Source organism: Alteribacillus sp. HJP-4, from assembly GCF_042139015.1.
Classification (GTDB): Bacteria; Bacillota; Bacilli; order Bacillales; family Marinococcaceae; genus JBHIKY01.
Genome location: NZ_JBHIKY010000007.1, coordinates 168,721 through 185,064 on the forward strand (window position 1 = coordinate 168,721; position 16,344 = coordinate 185,064).

The window sequence follows — 16,344 nt, forward strand, 5'->3', positions numbered from 1 at the left end:
ACCCAAGACCTCACAAAAAAGAAGATGGGACAAAAGTAAATTTATTTATTGCAAAATCCAGACGATTCTACGGAAACTGTCTGGATTGTTTGTTCATTATGAGTTTTTAATATATGCTCCGTCAAAACGCTTCGCCAGGCAGCACGATCAATACGTTAAATATATAGTAATTCTTTCCACTCTCCGTATTTTCTATTTTAATCTGCCATTCCAATGGCTACTTTTAGATTCGAGTTGCGTTCCCGGATGGCATCCATTAAATCCTTATCACTGATCGTTTCTTTTTTCGCAATTAGATAAGTAAGCTGATACATTGTTCCCAGGTTCGTCGTTTCAACCATATTCAATTGATGATACTCTAAATATTCTTCGAAAATATCGTCAAAAACATTCTCGTAGTGCATGTTTTCTGGGATTGTTATCTTCAAGGATTTATATGACCCTTTTATACCGCCGTAATCAAATGCGAAGAGAATATAAATTAAGATCGATAAAACTATCGTGAACATAACAGCCAGCATATAAAACCCGAGACCGCAGGCTATTCCGGCAGCCATTCCAAAAAAAATAAAAGCAATATCCTTCGGATCACTCATTGCACTTCGGAACCGAATAATAGAAAAGGCTCCGACAAGCCCAAATGCTACAGCTATATTGTTTCCAATTACGATCATTATGATCGCTACAACGGACGACATAATAATAATGGTATGTACAAAAGATTGCGAATAACGGCCGCTTTTATGGGTCTTTTTATATAAAAAAGTAATGATAAGACTGAGCAGAAAACTTAACCCTATTGCTGCTGCCCCTTCTAACACTACTGCCCTCGTCGTGAAGTCCGAAAAATTCCTAATTTCATCCATAAATTGACTCATTAAAATATCCCCTTATTTAAGTGTCCCCTATGTGAGTATTTATCCCCCAACCCCAAGTAATAACTATACCATTTGTTATAGAGTAGGTCATGAATTATTTTACTTGATTTTACACTTAGATGAAACACTTGGAAAAAAATCAGGACTGCTTATCTAAACAGAGTCTGTCTGCGGATTATGGATTCTGTTATAATGTACAAAGTCTTATTTTCCATTAGCATGCTGTAAAGAAAGGCAGGGTCCGTGCGTTGAAAAAGATATTTAAGAGAATTACGGCATTGATGCTGCTCCCCATTGCATTTGCTGTTGCTGCTGCAGTGTTTTTCCTGGCAGACAGCAGTGATGTAAATTTTGAAGATGAAAATCTTGAAGCCGCTGTGCGGGAGGAGCTCGAACAACCTGCCGGTCCGGTAAGGCAGGAAGATCTGCAGGAAGTGGATGTACTTGATTTAAGCAATAAAGGTATTACTTCTATAGAAGGTATTGAAAAGTTTATAACTGTGCGGGATCTGGATTTACAGGGAAACCGCATTGAAGATATAGAACCACTAGAAGACTTAATATACTTAGAGAGCTTAAATTTGCGCGGCAACCAATTGGGAGATTTGTCCTCCATAGAAGGTATGGAACGGTTAGATTCTCTGGATGTCAGGGATACAGGCATCAAGGACTTGACTCCGCTCTCCTCGATGAGAGTACTTTCTGACTTAAATGTCCGCGGCAACAGCATTAAAGATCTAGCTCCGCTTGAAAATATGAGTTCACTCATAACCCTAAATGCGCGAAATAATCAGATTGAAAACATATCCGTTTTATCAGAGCTCAGTGAGCTGGAGGATATTAATCTTCGAAATAACCACATTGAAGATTTTTCTCCTCTGTTTGACCTTCCTCACCTGACTCAGAGAGTATTTGTTTCGGGGAATCCTGGGTTTGATATAGAAGAATTTGCACCATTATACGACCAAGTAGAAAATGTAGATATAGAGGATCCGGAAGCCGCAGTCGTGTTTAATAAACAAGGAGGGTCTTTCGAAAACCCTCAAACCATTGAATTGAGTCAGCTATTAAACGAAGAAGGAACTATCCGTTATACATTGGACGGAAGCGAACCGGATGAAAATTCAAGAGAATACACCGAACCAATTGAAGTAGAAGAAACCACTGTAGTAAAAGCAAAGTTTTTCGACCGCTATGATAATCCTGGAGCATTGACTGCTAATTCTTATGTAATCGGAGAGGAAAGTACTTTTCCAATTGTGTCTGTATCTGGGAATCCTGATGATTTTTTCGGAGATACCACCGGCATATATGCTCAGGGACCAGGTTATGATGAGAATGCTGATAATCCCCATGAAAACGCTAATTATATGCAAACCGGCGAGCAGTGGGAACGAGAAGTAACGGTTGAAATGTATAAGCCGGATCAAACACAGATGATCCATCAGCAGGCAGGAATAAGACTTCACGGAAATGCGAGCAGACATGCGCCTAAGAAGTCTTTCCGTTTGTACGGTCGTGCTGATTACAGCTCTGAAAATACGTTTGCATATCCACTTTTTGAAAATGAAGAGCAGAGTGAATATAATCGCCTCCTTCTGCGCAGCTCTGGAAACGACTGGGACGAAACCGTATTCAGAGATGCATTTCTGCAGGAGCTCATTGATGGATTCAATGTAGAAACTCAGGCAGTGCAGCCTGCACAGCTGTATTTAAATGGGGAATACTGGGGTGTATATAATCTGCGCGAGCGGGTGGACCACCATTATTTTGAGTATAAATATGGTATTCTCGAGGAAAATCTGGAACTGCTGGAAAACAATTCAGAAGCAAGTTCAGGGAACAACCGTCACTATGAAAATATGAAAGAATACATTAGAGATCACGATATTTCAGACCCTGACGTGTATGCCAACGTGAATGAATTAATGGATATTGACAGTTTCATTGATTACAATATTGCTGAGATATATACAAGAAATACGGACTGGCCCCATAATAATACGAGGTATTGGAGAGAGAAACCAAACGGGAAATGGAAATGGACTATTTTTGATCTGGATTTTTCTTACGGTCTGGAAGGAGTGCCTGAGACTTCCGCTCATCACACGCTGGATCTTGCCACAGCCACAGACAACCGTGAGTGGCATCCAAATGACTGGTCCACGTTTTTGCTTCGATCCCTGCTTGAGAATGAGGAATTCCGTGCTGAATTTACTGGGAAATTTTCTCATTATTTAAATACACATTTTAATTCGGACAGGGTAACGACGAAACTGAATGAATATGAAGAGTTGTATGAACCAGAAATGGAGCGGAATATTGAACGCTGGGAAGCACCAGCAGATATGAATGAGTGGCATGAGCATGTGAATGTAATGCGGGAATTTGGACAGGAAAGGCCGGACTTTATGTACGCCCACCTTGTTGATAAATTTGACGTGAGTGGATATTTACATCTTGCATTTAATATGGATAGCGGTCATGATATTCAGGTTTATGGTAAAGAGGTGCCCCTCGAAAATGGGGAATGGTCTGGAAAATATATTGCTGACAGCTCTCTCAAAATTGAAGTGGACGGTAAGCCGGCAGTGCTCTCCACAGAGAATGAAGACGTCGATACTGATAAAAATGGTAATCTGACAGCAAATGCCTCCGCTTCAGCCGAGGTGAAGGTAGCTGACAGCAATGGTGATGAGATTGGAACTATACAGGTAGAAGGAAAAAATGTAGAAGAAGACAGCATTTCTCTGGAGGTAGGAGAAGATTTGAATCTGGCTGAAGCATTTGGTGAACAAGGGCAATATGCGGAAATCAGCAGTCCTCGTTTAGGGGACATAAATGAAGATACCTTCACAGCCAAAGGGAATGGAGAAGGACTTCTTACTATTCACAATGAAGAAGATGAAGTTATATCTATGATTCGCCTGACTATCACAGACATTCCTGATGAAGCTCGAATCTTTAATCAGACTCATCCGGAGATTCACTATGAAGGAAATTGGCAGCGCAGAGAAAATGACACATACTACGATGGAAATGCTACTTTTAGTGATGAGGAAGGAGATTACATCGAGATTCCATTTGAAGGCACTGGAATTCGATGGTTCGGATATCAAACTGAGACACAGGGAATTGCTGAAGTTGAGGTTGATGGAGAAGCTCCAGAGGAAGTGGATACCTACGCTGAAGAACCCGCCTACCAAACGGAGATATATTCAGTTGAGGGGCTTGACTATGGAGAGCACACTCTGACAATTAGAGTGACAGGTGGCCAAAATCAAAATTCAAATGGCCAGCGAATAAATATCGACAGCTTTGAAGTAATACAGTAGCGTCAAACAAAACAATTCAGCGTCCCTTAGTAGATCATATAATAATAGGAAACAGGAAAAACACCGCCTAAGTCGTATGTAATCAAACGACTATCAGGAGGTGTTTTTCTTTTTCTTTATGAGTTAATAGCATGTTTTTAGCATAAAAAATTGCCACCGTCCCGCTTATACAGGGCCGTGGCAGTATAGGTGTTTTTTCTCAATAAGCTAGTTCAAACAGGTGAACATGGTTCTGAGCTATTTTCTTGCTAATTGCTTTTGCTTAGCTTCTAATCGACGTTGATGCAGAATCGGCTCTGTATACCCGCTCGGCTGGTTGTATCCTTTAAATACAAGGTCACAAGCTGCTTGAAAAGCAACTGAGTCATTAAAATCAGCAGCCATTTCCTGATAATCAGGGTCTCCGGCGTTCTGCTTATCTACCACTTTCGCCATACGCTTCAGCGTTTCCATGACCTGCTCCTCTGTGCAGATACCATGATGAAGCCAGTTTGCCATGTGCTGACTTGAGATCCTTAAAGTAGCACGGTCTTCCATGAGAGCTACGTTATTTATATCGGGAACCTTCGAGCACCCGATACCTGCATCAACCCAGCGGACGACATATCCAAGAATTCCTTGAGCATTGTTATCCAGTTCCTGTTGAATTTCATCAGCACTCCAGTCCGGCTTTTCTGCAACTGGAATCTGCAGAATATCATCCTGGAGATCTTGTGCTTTCTGCAGCAGCTCTTTTTGTACTTCTTTGACATTCACTTGATGATAGTGAAGGGCATGTAAAGATGCAGCTGTCGGAGAAGGTACCCATGCTGTATTCGCTCCGGCTTTCAGCTGTCCTATTTTTTGTTCCAGCATATCTGCCATAAGATCTGGCATCGCCCACATTCCTTTGCCAATTTGTGCGTGCCCCTGCAGTCCGGACTCCAAACCAATGAAGACATTAGATTTTTCATAGGCCTGAAGCCATGTGGAAGATTTCATATCACTTTTTCGAATCATCGGTCCCGCTTCTATTGAAGTATGCATTTCATCTCCCGTACGGTCTAAAAAGCCTGTGTTAATAAAGACAACTCTTTCTTTCACTTCACGTATGCAGGCTTTTAAATTTAAGGAGGTGCGACGTTCTTCATCCATTACACCTATCTTTAGCGTGTTGCGGGAAAGGCCGAGTAAATCCTCTGTTTTATTAAAAAGCTTATTTGAAAATGCTACTTCTCTTGAACCATGCATTTTAGGTTTTACGATATAGACGGAGCCTTTCTCAGAGTTTTTATATTTACTGTTTCTTAGTAAGTCATGTTTAGCGATCAGGCTTGTAAACACCGTATCTAATATACCTTCTGGTACTTCATTTCCGTTTTCATCCAACACAGCATGATTCGTCATCAAATGTCCGACATTACGCACAAACATCAGCGCTCTGCCTGAGAGAGTGAGTTCCCCTCCATGAGGCGTATTATAATGACGATCCGGGTTCAGTTCCCTCGTAACCGTTTTCATACTTTTTTTAAAGGAGGTGCTTAAGTTCCCTTTCATTAAACCGAGCCAGTTCCGGTAAACGAGAACTTTATCCTCTGCATCAACTGCTGCAACAGAATCTTCACAATCCATGATAGAAGTGATAGCAGATTCCATGAGAATATCCTTGATGCCTGCTTTGTCTGTTTTTCCTATGGAATCGTCCCGATCTACTTGTAGTTCCATATGAATATCATTATTTTTTAATAGAACAGCATCTGGCTCTGTTTCCATTCCGGTGTATCCTGCGAATAACTGTTCATTTTTCAACCCAGTTTCACTGTCACTTTCGAGTGAGACACGAAGACTTCCCTGCTTTACTTGGTACTTAACCGCATCTTTATGCGATCCCTCGGAAAGCGGACAAACATTATCAAGAAATTCTTTAGCGTATTCAATTACACGATTCCCACGCACCGCGTTGTAGCCATCTGTTATTTCAGCTCCATCTTCTTCACTGATCGCATCTGTTCCATAAAGCGCGTCATATAAACTTCCCCAGCGTGCATTTGCCGCGTTTAGTGCATACCGGGCATTACTCATTGGAACAACCAGCTGAGGCCCCGCCTGAATCGCTGCTTCATCATCTACGTTTTCAGTTGTCACTTTAAAATCGCCTGCCGGCGGTTCTAAATAATTAATTTCTTTAAGGAAGGATTTGTAAGCCTGAAAATCAAATCTTTTATTTTCTTTGTGCCAGCTATGGATTTTATTCTGAATTTCATCGCGTTTTTGTAATAATTCTTTGTTTTCCGGTGCCATTTCATGAATTATTTCACTTAGTCCGTTCCAAAAGCTTTCACTGGTTACTTCACTTCCCGGAAGTGCTTCCTTGTTTACAAACTCATACAGCTCGGTTGCAACTTGCAGCTTACCAGATTTCACATATTTCTCCACTTAAAACATCCTCCTTATAGGAAAATTGTTGCTTATTATGAAACGCTGTTTCTATTTTAATTTTATCATGATTCTACTGCTATTTCAATCGAAAAAAGAGCGCAGATTCTATGCTGATCTACGCTCTAAGAAGTAAATTACTTTATATATTGATTATAAAGGGATTCGTCAAATCCAAGCCTGGAGGAAACCTTTCTTCCGGCATCCATTATATAATCTTTTAGTATGTTCAGCCTGTCATCCCCCATTCGTATAGACGGTCCTGAGATGCTTATCGCTCCTGAGATCTCTCCTCTAAAATTAAAGATAGGACAGGCAATGCAGGTAATACCTATTTCGTTTTCTTCTCTTTCTATCCCGTAGCCCCGTTTTTTGATCTCTGTTAAATTAAGAATTAATTCTTCCGGATCTGTCAATGTGTTTTTCGTATGAGGGGGCAGTCCTTTCAAGTTAATAATCTGTCTTGCTTCCTCTTCGGAAAGGTAAGCAAGAATGGTTTTGCCTGCACTCGTACAATGCATTGGTGCACGTTTTCCCACTTGGGAGTGCATTCGAAGCGTTTCATTCCCTTCCAGCTTTTCTATATACACCGCTTCTTTTTGAGAATAGATCACAAGATGGATCACTTCATTCGTCAATTCTTCAAGCTTCTTTAAATAGGGGGCCGCTTCTTTTCGAATATCCATCGAGTCAAGAAGTTTAGAGCTCAGCTCCAGATACTGATAACCTAAACGATATCTCTTAGTCACTAAATCCTGTTCAATAAATCCATGCTCCATCAAGGTAGCCAGCAGCCTAAATATCGAGCTTTTATTTAATTCGAGCTTGTCTGCAAGCTCCGTCACACCATAACCATCTTTTTTGGTACTCACTAATTTAATGATTGTCAATGCTCTATCTACTGATTTGACCATGCTGAACCCCCTATCCCATTCCTATTTCTTATTTTCGTGTGAGTAAATCGTATTATTGATTGTATTATATCACTTCTGTTCTCAACATAAAAAAGGGCCATCCGAAAAAATGGACAGCCCTTTATTGATAAAATTGACCTGCAGCAGGTCAATTGTGGTATTTAGTAATGAATTGAAGGAATTTCGTAAGTCAATTTCTCAACAGAATATACGAACGTTAACATATGTTTTCTAAACATCATTTGATTCGCTTCAGGCGAACGCTTTCCGAGGGCTTGGCCTCAGCCTTCTCGTCAGCAGGCTGCCTTCGGAGTCTTCAGCTCAAGCTTATCCCTTGACGCACAGGACTTGGCCGGTTTTAATCGACCTGGAGTCGTCGCCTTACGCTACAATCGAAATGTCGTGTATTATATTCAGATTAGCATTATGAATTTGATTAAATTAATATTTTTTAGTATCCTCAATGATTTGATTTGCCTGCTTTTGAAGTTCACGGGTCTCTGCCAGCACTTCAAATACAAACGTAAATAGTTTTTTCATTAGTATACCTTCTTTCCTCTAATAATCACCTTTATTAAATCGCAATTTCAAATAAGATACAATGTGTCCTGAACGCCATGAAAACGAAAACATTATTCATGTAAGCGGATATCATCGGGTCGATGCTTTGATTCTTAAATAATTTCAAATATGTTGAATGACAGGGAATTTGGCTTCCGTTTCAGCCGATAGCGGATCCCATGTCCGGCAACGCCATAAAACAGTGCTGTTTGGAGGAATTAGCGGAACCACTGTCCTGAGGACCGGTGGTGGATTGCAGCAGACCTTTCTTTCCAGCAGCCTTAAGCTGCAATCGAATGCACTTATCAATTTGATTCATATAAGTTGGTTATAAGGTATTCTCCATTGTTTCAGCCCCGCTTTTCTCTAAGTAAAAGTGATATATATATAAGGTAAGGGGGTTGAGAATGGAAGTTGTTGTATTGATAATTCTTGGTTTTGCTTCAAGTATGTACGGTTCACTTATCGGAGCCGGCGGCGGTTTTTTATTCGTCCCCGTTCTCTTAATGTTTTATAATATCAGTCCAGAAAATGCAGCTGGTACAGGTTTGGCCATAGTTTTTCTAAATGCAGCGGCAGGCCTGCCATTATTCTTAAAGAAGCGCAGAGTTTCCCTGCGCACAGGGAGTTTTGTAGGTATTGGAGCCTTTCCGGGTACTTTTGCCGGTGCCTGGCTCGTATCTATGAGCTCGGACGCACTCTTTAATATATTATTCGCCTGCCTTCTTACCGGGCTCGGTACGTTTTTGATCGTAATGGATAGAAATAAATCACATACAGAAACAGGTGCGGCCGTGGAAGTGGAGCGGCCTTCCGCCGCTCTGCCTATAAATACGGCTACTTTAGCTGCCGTCGGCTGCCTGCTCGGCATCATCTCCTCTTATTTCGGTGTAGGTGGGGGCTGGCTGTTAGTTCCTTTTCTTGTGTACTGCTTTGGGTTTCATATAAAAGATGCCGCGGCTACTTCAATATTTTCACTCTCGCTTTATTCGCTTGCAGGGTTACTCCCTGCCGTATTATATGGAAACGTTGAATGGCAGATTGTGCTATGGAGCAGTATTGGTGTATTAACGGGGGCACAGGCCGGGGTCCTGCTCGCTGCTAAAATAAAAGGAGCCGTCATCATCCGTCTCCTGGCGATCATTGTTATACTAATGGGAATACAGTTTGTTTTCCAAAATATATAAAGAGGTGCTACCTTCAAATGAACCTGCAAACATATAATCTTTTTTGCTATGCAGTTGAGGAAAAAAGTATCAGCGGGGCAGCAAAACGAGCATTTTTATCCCAGCCTGCTGTTACAAAGCATATCAGGCAGCTTGAAGAACATTATGAATCACTTCTTTTTCAGAGAGAGAGTAACACTATTACTCTTACGGAAGCAGGCGAGCGTCTTTATTATTACGCTAAAAATATTGTTCAAGAGTATGAACAGTCAAAAGAAGCGATAAATAATATCCGCGGCACTCAAACTCAGTCTCTGCTTATAGGCTCTTCTTATACACTTGGGGAATATGTTCTTCCCGAAATAATTAGCGCATTTCAATCCAAATCCTTAGATTTAAGCATTCAGCTTTCCATAAGCAGTACACCGGAAATTTTGGAAGACCTTGAGGAAGGAGTAATTGACGCGGCTTTTGTGGAAGGAGAAGTAGAAAATCCTGCGTTAGATATGCGGGAAATAGCCAGAGATGAAATTGTATTAATTGTAGCAGCAGAACACCCTTGGGCAAAAAAAAGAAATATCGTTCCTAAAAATTTATTAGAAGGAAGAATGATTAGAAGGGAAAAAACCTCCGCTACGAGAAAGATCATAGAAAAACACCTTGGAGAAAAATTGAAGCTGCATTCGTTCAACCATACCTTAGAACTCGGGACGACTCAGGCGATAAAAAGTGCAGTGATATCCGGACTTGGATACGGGTATGTTTCCAGGCTCACCGTCCGCCAGGAGCTGAGGGCAGGGCTGCTTCATGAAGTAAATGTTTCCGGCATTCATATTCAGCGTCCCTTATGGGTGGCTTCTAGAATCCAGCGTTTCCCAAAGGAATCGACGATTGCATTCACTGATTTTGCCCAGCATTTTCTTCTCGAAAAACAATGACAAATTAATCTCTTTTTATCATTGTTATAAACTTCAGATTTTCATTGTGAAAGCTCGCTGCTTCTGAAAATCCTGCCTTTTTATACAGATGAACAGCACGCTTATTAAACGCAGCAACAGAGAGTCGCAGCGGATAACGCGGCTCCTCTCTTTTCACCTCATTGATAATGTGAGAAAGAAAAATCCTTCCATAACCAAGTCCGGTGTATTCAGGATTCATGCCCAGACCGACATCCGTAGCGTTTTCCTCATAAACGGTGGTTCGATAGCCTGCCGGCACCCTGGCAGGATGTCCCGTGCAATAAAATCCAATAAGCTCCTTGTTTTCATTTACAACAGCCCGGTATAAATCGCGCAGCAGTTCCTGCATGGCAAGTGCAGTAAATCGTTGATTGTAAAAGTCATAAGGAGCTTCATATTTCCAATGCAAAACAGCATGAGCAAATCCAGGCTTCATTTTTGTTGAGTATAATTTCATGCTTCAGCAGCTCCCTCAGCGGCTCATCGTCAATCGTAAACTCCAGGATGACTTTTTAATATTATCTTCTATGCAGAAGCCTTTACATTCATAGACTTCTGTACTTAGTTGTGTCAGCATTTCAACACTATTAAAATCCGAGTTTTCAGCTTTATATTTCAGCATCATTGTATTTTCCATAATGAAAATGGTTCCATTTATGCTCCCCTGTTCTGGATGATAAGTTGATAAGGCTGCACTTTCATCCAGTCCTTCTATCGGCGAAACGGAAAAGTTTGTGGTGTGTATTACCTCCTTTTCCGGGTGGTACAGATTATATTTTTGTTCAATGTACCAGGTTTGAGGATCATGAATAATGTTAATTTGTCCTTCTGCTTTTATCTTATTTTCATTATTATCATAATAAAGCCCCTTCACCAGCCAGGTGGACTCCTGGAATAAAAAAGTATGCATGTGTGTCCCATCCTCCCTAGTGTTCATAAATCATTTTTCTTGTCATCCCGCCATCAATTACAAGATTTTCTCCATTAATAAAATTATTGGCTGAATCACCAAGGAATAGACAAGCTTTTGCAATATCTTCAGGCCTGCCAACCCGGTTGGCCCAATGCTGACTGTGATCCTTCCTTCTTAAGTTATTATAGTTGCCAGTTTCGATCCATCCTGGTGATATTGCATTCACAGTTATTTCATAAGGAGCAAAGGAAGCTGCCATGGCATGAGTAAGACCAAGAATTCCTGATTTTGCTGCTGCATATGCCTCAGAATCGGGCTCTGACATGCTTGCTCTGGTAGAGGCAATGTTGATAATCGTGCCGCCGCCTATTTCTTTCATAATCAGAGCTGCTTGCTTTGAGCATAGAAACACACTGCGAAGATTTGTCTGCATCACATTTTCCCAATCCTCCAGTGAAAGCTTAAATGGAGATGTGAAGGAAGCTATTCCGGCATTATTGATAAGAATGTCAATTGTCCCATATTTTTCAGATGTATGTTTGAAAAGCGACTCTATATGTGAAGGCTTTTTCACATCAGTTTTCACATATTCAACCGTGTATCCTTTTTCTTTAAGCTCATTTTCACAGACCATCCCTGCTTCTTCATGATAATCTGCAATGATGACTACTGCTCCTTCAGCTGCAAAAGCTTCAGCCGCTGCTTTCCCAATCCCTTGTGCCGCTCCAGTTATAATAATAATCTTGTGCTGATAGGACATGGCAACTCCTCCCTTTTCTTTCGTTTGTTATTATCACTCTAAAAAGCAAAAGCATTTTAGTCAAGAACAGAGTGGTCAAAAGCACCTGCTAATAAAAACATGTTTAAAACAAATACTAAAAAAGTATATACAATAACAATCAAGGAGAAAAATCATGAAGATATTAGGAATTTTTGTATTCATTTTCATCCTATCCATTACATTTAGTTTGTTAATTGATATTCTTTTAGGATTTTCTCTATCTCAAGCTTTGCTCAGTTTACGAAATCCATTTTGGGTAATTGAGACAGGTGAATATGTAATGATAGCGGGATTTCTAGTGTTAACAGTAACCATTCATTTTTTACTCAAGTTAAAAGACATGGAAAATGATTCTAAATAACTTTGGTACTGAATCTATGTTGGATGAATGCAATGACTAACATGATCGCTGGAAGCAGAATATGTAAGGGAATATGTAAAATATACGGTGCAATCCCTGTCCCTTCTTCAATATGCTCAGTAAAATCAGATGCAATGGTGACGGATAAAAAGAGAACAATAATTCCCGCAGGAAAAATAATCTGTCGATGTGTTTTCAGCTTGAACAAATCGACAATTCCAATCACTGCACCATAGAAAAAGAGAGAAATTTTAAAGAACATCGTGATTAAAAAAGGAAAGATTACGAGTGCATCAAGCCGTTGAATAAAATCAAACAGATTCACTTTACCAACGGTCGATAATAATGGAAAAATAGCTCTCTCCACTTCTTCCACACCAAGGACGGAAATATTCAATGCTGCGGTACCACTTAAAATTATGCCACTGAGAATTATAGTTGAAATACCTACATTTTTAACTAATTCAGGTCGGTTCAAATAAGGAAGAAGCATTGTAAATATAATAATCTCTCCAAATGGGAAATAGGTTAGTAAGGGAAATGCAGTGGTAAAAACCGGTTTCCATCCATTTTCCAATAACGGACGCAGATGCTGGAAGTCAAAATTACCAGAAAGAAGTATAAAAGTATTTCCGAGGATTCCAAATAAAATTAAAATAACAATAAATACCTCTCCAGTTCTAGCTAATACTTCAATTCCCAAGTAAAGCACATAACAACTAGTAAGTATCAACAATATACTGATTGCTAATAATGGGGTCTGCGGTAAGGATGAAGTAAGCATTAAGTCACTGAAATCTCGCAGGTTCCGAGAAGCGGAATATAAAAAATATATGACATAAAGCAAACCGACACACCATCCTAAATATCTGCCAAATATTTTTCTTGCATAGCCAGTAAGAGGTAGAGTGGGGTACTTCCGAAATAAAATATAATAAAGAAAAAATAAAGCCACTCCTCCCCCCATTCCGATCAAAATTGAAAGCCATGCATCTTTTCCTGCCTCACTTCCAAGACTTACTACCAGGGCACTTCCCAAATTAAATATTAACATGATGGCAAACATTTGAATGACACTAAGTTTAGCTTTCTCCACTTTTGAAAGAAGACCCCTTTCGTATTAAGTCAATTTTGATTTTGTTCTCAATCCGGTGCGTCGAATGAATGATTTTACATCCACGTTAACAACTGTCTCTGAAAAGATTTCTTCCTCCCATTCCTTTTCTATTCTTTTCCACCACTTTTTGTCTGCAATATTGATATTTTCACCAAAATCAAAAATATCACTTTCATCACCTTTTGCTGCCATAACAGCGGCCCTCACTTCTTTTTTAATTTCATTAGCAAGCTGTTTTTCCAGCTTTTTAATAACCTTGCTTTCCGCCAGATTCACCGGACATTGAATTTCGGTAATCTCTCCTTCTGCACGAACGAAAACGTTTATAACCGGTTTTCGGTTTATGTCGTCGACTTTTATATCAGTTTTGGCGCGTACTATCTCAACTGATATCATATCTTTTTTTCCTTCACAATCTAGGTTTATACTCGTTTTATTTATATTGTCAGTCACCCATGTTACACCGCGTGAGGCGTCCTGTTCTAGCCAGCTTTCCAGCCTGCCTTTCTTGAAAAGAGCAAGGCCTTCTATTTCAATCCCGGTAGAAGGTGTGATTTGCTGCATATTGTCTGCTTTATTGCCTGTTTCTATATCTCCATTAATTATAATTCCTGGTATAACGAGACTTCCGCTTCTTAGTTTCTCAATAATATTATCTGCAGAGGTGAGATAATAATCTCCCAAATCTTTATGTGCCGCCTTCAGACTGCTGACAATTTTTTCAGATGGAATACTCTCTAACGTAGTTGTAATTGTAAGAGCCTCCTCTGCGGTATTACCTTTTACAATTAAGACAGGAAAAAGCGACCTAAATTCAGAATCTCGTTCTATCACATCAAAGACTTCTTGGATTCCTTCTTGTGCCAGATCCTCCCCAATCACCATTAGTTGAATGTGCGGCAGGAATAGCTGACCACTCTTTTTGGGAAGACTTTTAATCGCCTCTGAAACAGTACTGCCAGTAGAGGAGTAATTTCTAACAGGAGACGCTTGTTCTGTACTCCCCCTTTGACCTCCGGCAACCTGGGGAGGATTTACAATCTGCACGGTAACACGGTAACGACTTTCTACAGTTTCCCCGCCTTTATCAATACCAATACCAGATATAATCCCTATATCCTGTAATTCGGCACTGTCCCAGCACCCTGCTAGTAAAGTGGTGATCAATAGTGATAAGCAATATAAGAATGGTTTTAATTTTAATGAAGAATTCTTTGGATCATTATTCATTATTATTTCCTTTACTTTTAGCTATTGTTTTTCCGCTATTTTGTGTCAGCCCACTCCTGGTAACATTTATTTGGCTGATCAGATGCGGCCTTTTTGTCAAAAACTTCTTTGGCAGGCGGAAGATAACATCTTGTTGATCAGAAAGGTTAAATGGAGCCATAGGAGTTAAGTACGGAATTCCAAAAGATCGAAGGCTTACAGTATGAGCCAATAAAGCGATTGCTCCTAACCCAACTCCGTAGAGTCCAAATAAACTAGCCAATATCATCATGCCAAATCGCATTAACCTCGTAGCATCTGTCATCGAGTAATGAGGAATCGTAAAGCTTGCTATAGCCGTTGCTGCCACTATAATTACCATTGCACTGGATACGATACCCGCCATCACTGCTGCCTCACCGATAACAAGAGCACCTACAATAGAAACAGCCTGTCCCACCTGGCGCGGCATACGGAGACCAGCTTCACGCAAAATTTCAAATGTAAATTCCATTAATAAGGCTTCGATAATTACAGGAAATGGAATACCTTCTCGCTGTGATGCGAGGTTAATAAGGAGCGGCGTCGGAATTAACTCAGGATGAAACGATACAAACGCAATGAAAAGAGACGAACCAAACAGGGTGATAAAAAAGGATAATACCCTGATAATTCTTAAAAAGGAGGCGATACTCCACGTCAAATAATAATCCTCAGCTGATTGAAAAAACTGGATAAATGTCGCTGGCAAAATTAAAGGAACCGGTGTACCGTCAACAAAAATTGTTACACGTCCTTCGAGCAGGTTTCCTGAAACGACATCTGGGCGCTCTGTTACCAAAATGGTAGGCAAGGGAGTCCAAAAATCATCAGTGATCCACTCTTCGATCGTATTCGAGCCAAGAACTTCAGCAACATCTATCTTATTCAAACGATCTTTTACTTCTCGGAGCAGCTTCTCGCTTGCGATCCCTTTTATATACATAATGGCAACCTCTGTTTGAGTAATGCTGCCAATCTTCATTGTTTCCAACCATAGACTGGGGCTTTTTATTCTGGCTCGGACCATAGCAGTATTTGTAAGAAGCGACTCTGTAAAACTGTCTTTAGGACCACGAATGGATACTTCTGAAGTAGGTTCTGTAATGGACCTCACTTCTCTGTCTTCTAAAGCACATCCAAGTGCATGATTCCACCCATCAACCAAAACAATTGTTTGGCCTGCCAGTAGCAGAAGAAATAATTCGTTCAAATTTTTTATTTCCTCAACTTTAGTGATAGGAAGCAAGCTTTCTTTCATAAAATTTCCCATTTGTTCTGGAGACAATGCTTCCTCATTTTCCATCAGAGGAATTTCACTCATTAGTCTTTCCATAATAAAACTACCCGTCATTTTTTTATCTGCTAATCCATCAATGTATATAGAAGCAGCTCTATGAAGCATTGGTTTTCCCATTTTAAATACACGAACAATTAAATCACTGCTGTTTCCGAATTTCCCTCGGATTTCTTCAAGATTTTCCTCTAAACATTGATTCAGTTCCTTTGGCTCTAAAGTTATTTCATTTTTTTCCTCAGAGAGCCTTTTTCTTCGTCTCCTGGTTATTCGATTCCGAGAATTATTCATCTACCGTACACTCCATATCTAGAATGCTTCAAATCTTACATTGAATTCTTTTCTAGCATGCCTATTTTCTAATTGTTCATACTGAACTAACACGAGAAATAAAGGAGC

13 protein-coding genes are annotated in these 16,344 nt (G+C 40.2%); 4 read left to right on the forward strand and 9 right to left on the reverse strand.

Features of this window, described 5'->3' with window-relative positions:
* Positions 1-197 precede the first annotated feature (197 nt).
* Positions 198-878 carry a DUF4956 domain-containing protein gene (locus ACE4RR_RS08810; protein ID WP_375535046.1) on the reverse strand — a complete coding sequence of 227 codons (681 nt, stop codon included), beginning with the start codon at positions 876-878 and terminating at the stop codon, positions 198-200.
* A gap of 248 nt (positions 879-1,126) precedes the next feature.
* Here ACE4RR_RS08810 and ACE4RR_RS08815 point away from each other — a divergent pair, with 248 nt between their 5' ends.
* On the forward strand, positions 1,127-4,213 hold the full coding sequence (locus ACE4RR_RS08815) for a CotH kinase family protein (RefSeq protein ID WP_375535047.1): 3,087 nt from the start codon (positions 1,127-1,129) through the stop codon (positions 4,211-4,213).
* Between the two features lie 237 nt (positions 4,214-4,450).
* Here the strand turns inward: ACE4RR_RS08815 and ACE4RR_RS08820 are convergent, their stop codons facing one another.
* Positions 4,451-6,628: a malate synthase G gene (locus ACE4RR_RS08820; protein ID WP_375535048.1), complete on the reverse strand. Its 2,178-nt coding sequence runs from the start codon at positions 6,626-6,628 to the stop codon at positions 4,451-4,453.
* A gap of 137 nt (positions 6,629-6,765) precedes the next feature.
* Positions 6,766-7,542: an IclR family transcriptional regulator gene (locus ACE4RR_RS08825; RefSeq protein WP_375535049.1), complete on the reverse strand. Its 777-nt coding sequence runs from the start codon at positions 7,540-7,542 to the stop codon at positions 6,766-6,768.
* A gap of 968 nt (positions 7,543-8,510) precedes the next feature.
* Here ACE4RR_RS08825 and ACE4RR_RS08830 point away from each other — a divergent pair.
* A complete protein-coding gene (locus ACE4RR_RS08830; RefSeq protein WP_375535050.1) occupies positions 8,511-9,290 on the forward strand; it encodes a sulfite exporter TauE/SafE family protein in 780 nt (259 codons plus the stop codon).
* Positions 9,291-9,307: 17 nt separating this feature from the next.
* Positions 9,308-10,207 (forward strand): LysR family transcriptional regulator, encoded by a 900-nt coding sequence (locus ACE4RR_RS08835; RefSeq protein ID WP_375535051.1) that lies wholly within the window; start codon positions 9,308-9,310, stop codon positions 10,205-10,207.
* 4 nt (positions 10,208-10,211) lie between these two features.
* On the opposite strand, the gene ACE4RR_RS08840 is transcribed toward ACE4RR_RS08835, so the two are convergent.
* Genes ACE4RR_RS08840 through ACE4RR_RS08850 form a run of 3 tightly spaced genes read right to left on the reverse strand, consistent with a single transcriptional unit; the run spans position 10,212 to position 11,901 of the window.
* Positions 10,212-10,685: a GNAT family N-acetyltransferase gene (locus ACE4RR_RS08840; RefSeq protein WP_375535052.1), complete on the reverse strand. Its 474-nt coding sequence runs from the start codon at positions 10,683-10,685 to the stop codon at positions 10,212-10,214.
* Positions 10,686-10,700: 15 nt separating this feature from the next.
* Positions 10,701-11,138, reverse strand: a complete 438-nt coding sequence (locus ACE4RR_RS08845; RefSeq protein WP_375535053.1) for a hypothetical protein — start codon at positions 11,136-11,138, stop codon at positions 10,701-10,703.
* A 16-nt stretch (positions 11,139-11,154) separates the two neighbouring features.
* Complete coding sequence (locus ACE4RR_RS08850; RefSeq protein WP_375535054.1) at positions 11,155-11,901, reverse strand: SDR family oxidoreductase; 747 nt, start codon at positions 11,899-11,901, stop codon at positions 11,155-11,157.
* A gap of 154 nt (positions 11,902-12,055) precedes the next feature.
* Here ACE4RR_RS08850 and ACE4RR_RS08855 point away from each other — a divergent pair, with 154 nt between their 5' ends.
* Positions 12,056-12,283 (forward strand): YczF family membrane protein, encoded by a 228-nt coding sequence (locus tag ACE4RR_RS08855; RefSeq protein ID WP_375535055.1) that lies wholly within the window; start codon positions 12,056-12,058, stop codon positions 12,281-12,283.
* On the opposite strand, the gene ACE4RR_RS08860 is transcribed toward ACE4RR_RS08855, so the two are convergent.
* From ACE4RR_RS08860 to ACE4RR_RS08870, 3 genes are read right to left on the reverse strand one after another with little or no spacing between them, the layout of a single operon-like run.
* Positions 12,276-13,379, reverse strand: a complete 1,104-nt coding sequence (locus ACE4RR_RS08860) for a GerAB/ArcD/ProY family transporter (protein WP_375535056.1) — start codon at positions 13,377-13,379, stop codon at positions 12,276-12,278. The two genes, ACE4RR_RS08855 and ACE4RR_RS08860, sit on opposite strands and share 8 nt — an antisense overlap.
* A gap of 24 nt (positions 13,380-13,403) precedes the next feature.
* The gene (locus ACE4RR_RS08865) at positions 13,404-14,630 is read right to left on the reverse strand and encodes a Ger(x)C family spore germination protein (RefSeq protein WP_375535057.1); all 1,227 of its coding nucleotides are present in this window, start codon (positions 14,628-14,630) and stop codon (positions 13,404-13,406) included.
* Positions 14,623-16,236: a spore germination protein gene (locus ACE4RR_RS08870; RefSeq protein WP_375535058.1), complete on the reverse strand. Its 1,614-nt coding sequence runs from the start codon at positions 16,234-16,236 to the stop codon at positions 14,623-14,625. Before ACE4RR_RS08870 ends, ACE4RR_RS08865 begins: the two co-directional genes overlap by 8 nt.
* Between the last annotated feature and the right edge of the window lie 108 nt (positions 16,237-16,344).

Bases quoted from the DNA above. Each gene is read 5' to 3' on its own strand.
- ACE4RR_RS08810 (WP_375535046.1), bottom strand. From the start codon at position 878: ATGAGTCAATTTATGGATGAAATTAGGAATTTTTCGGACTTCACGACG.
- ACE4RR_RS08825 (WP_375535049.1), bottom strand. From the start codon at position 7,542: ATGGTCAAATCAGTAGATAGAGCATTGACAATCATTAAATTAGTGAGT.
- ACE4RR_RS08830 (WP_375535050.1), top strand. From the start codon at position 8,511: ATGGAAGTTGTTGTATTGATAATTCTTGGTTTTGCTTCAAGTATGTAC.
- ACE4RR_RS08835 (WP_375535051.1), top strand. From the start codon at position 9,308: ATGAACCTGCAAACATATAATCTTTTTTGCTATGCAGTTGAGGAAAAA.
- ACE4RR_RS08840 (WP_375535052.1), bottom strand. From the start codon at position 10,685: ATGAAATTATACTCAACAAAAATGAAGCCTGGATTTGCTCATGCTGTT.
- ACE4RR_RS08845 (WP_375535053.1), bottom strand. From the start codon at position 11,138: ATGCATACTTTTTTATTCCAGGAGTCCACCTGGCTGGTGAAGGGGCTT.
- ACE4RR_RS08850 (WP_375535054.1), bottom strand. From the start codon at position 11,901: ATGTCCTATCAGCACAAGATTATTATTATAACTGGAGCGGCACAAGGG.
- ACE4RR_RS08855 (WP_375535055.1), top strand. From the start codon at position 12,056: ATGAAGATATTAGGAATTTTTGTATTCATTTTCATCCTATCCATTACA.
- ACE4RR_RS08865 (WP_375535057.1), bottom strand. From the start codon at position 14,630: ATGAATAATGATCCAAAGAATTCTTCATTAAAATTAAAACCATTCTTA.
- ACE4RR_RS08870 (WP_375535058.1), bottom strand. From the start codon at position 16,236: ATGAATAATTCTCGGAATCGAATAACCAGGAGACGAAGAAAAAGGCTC.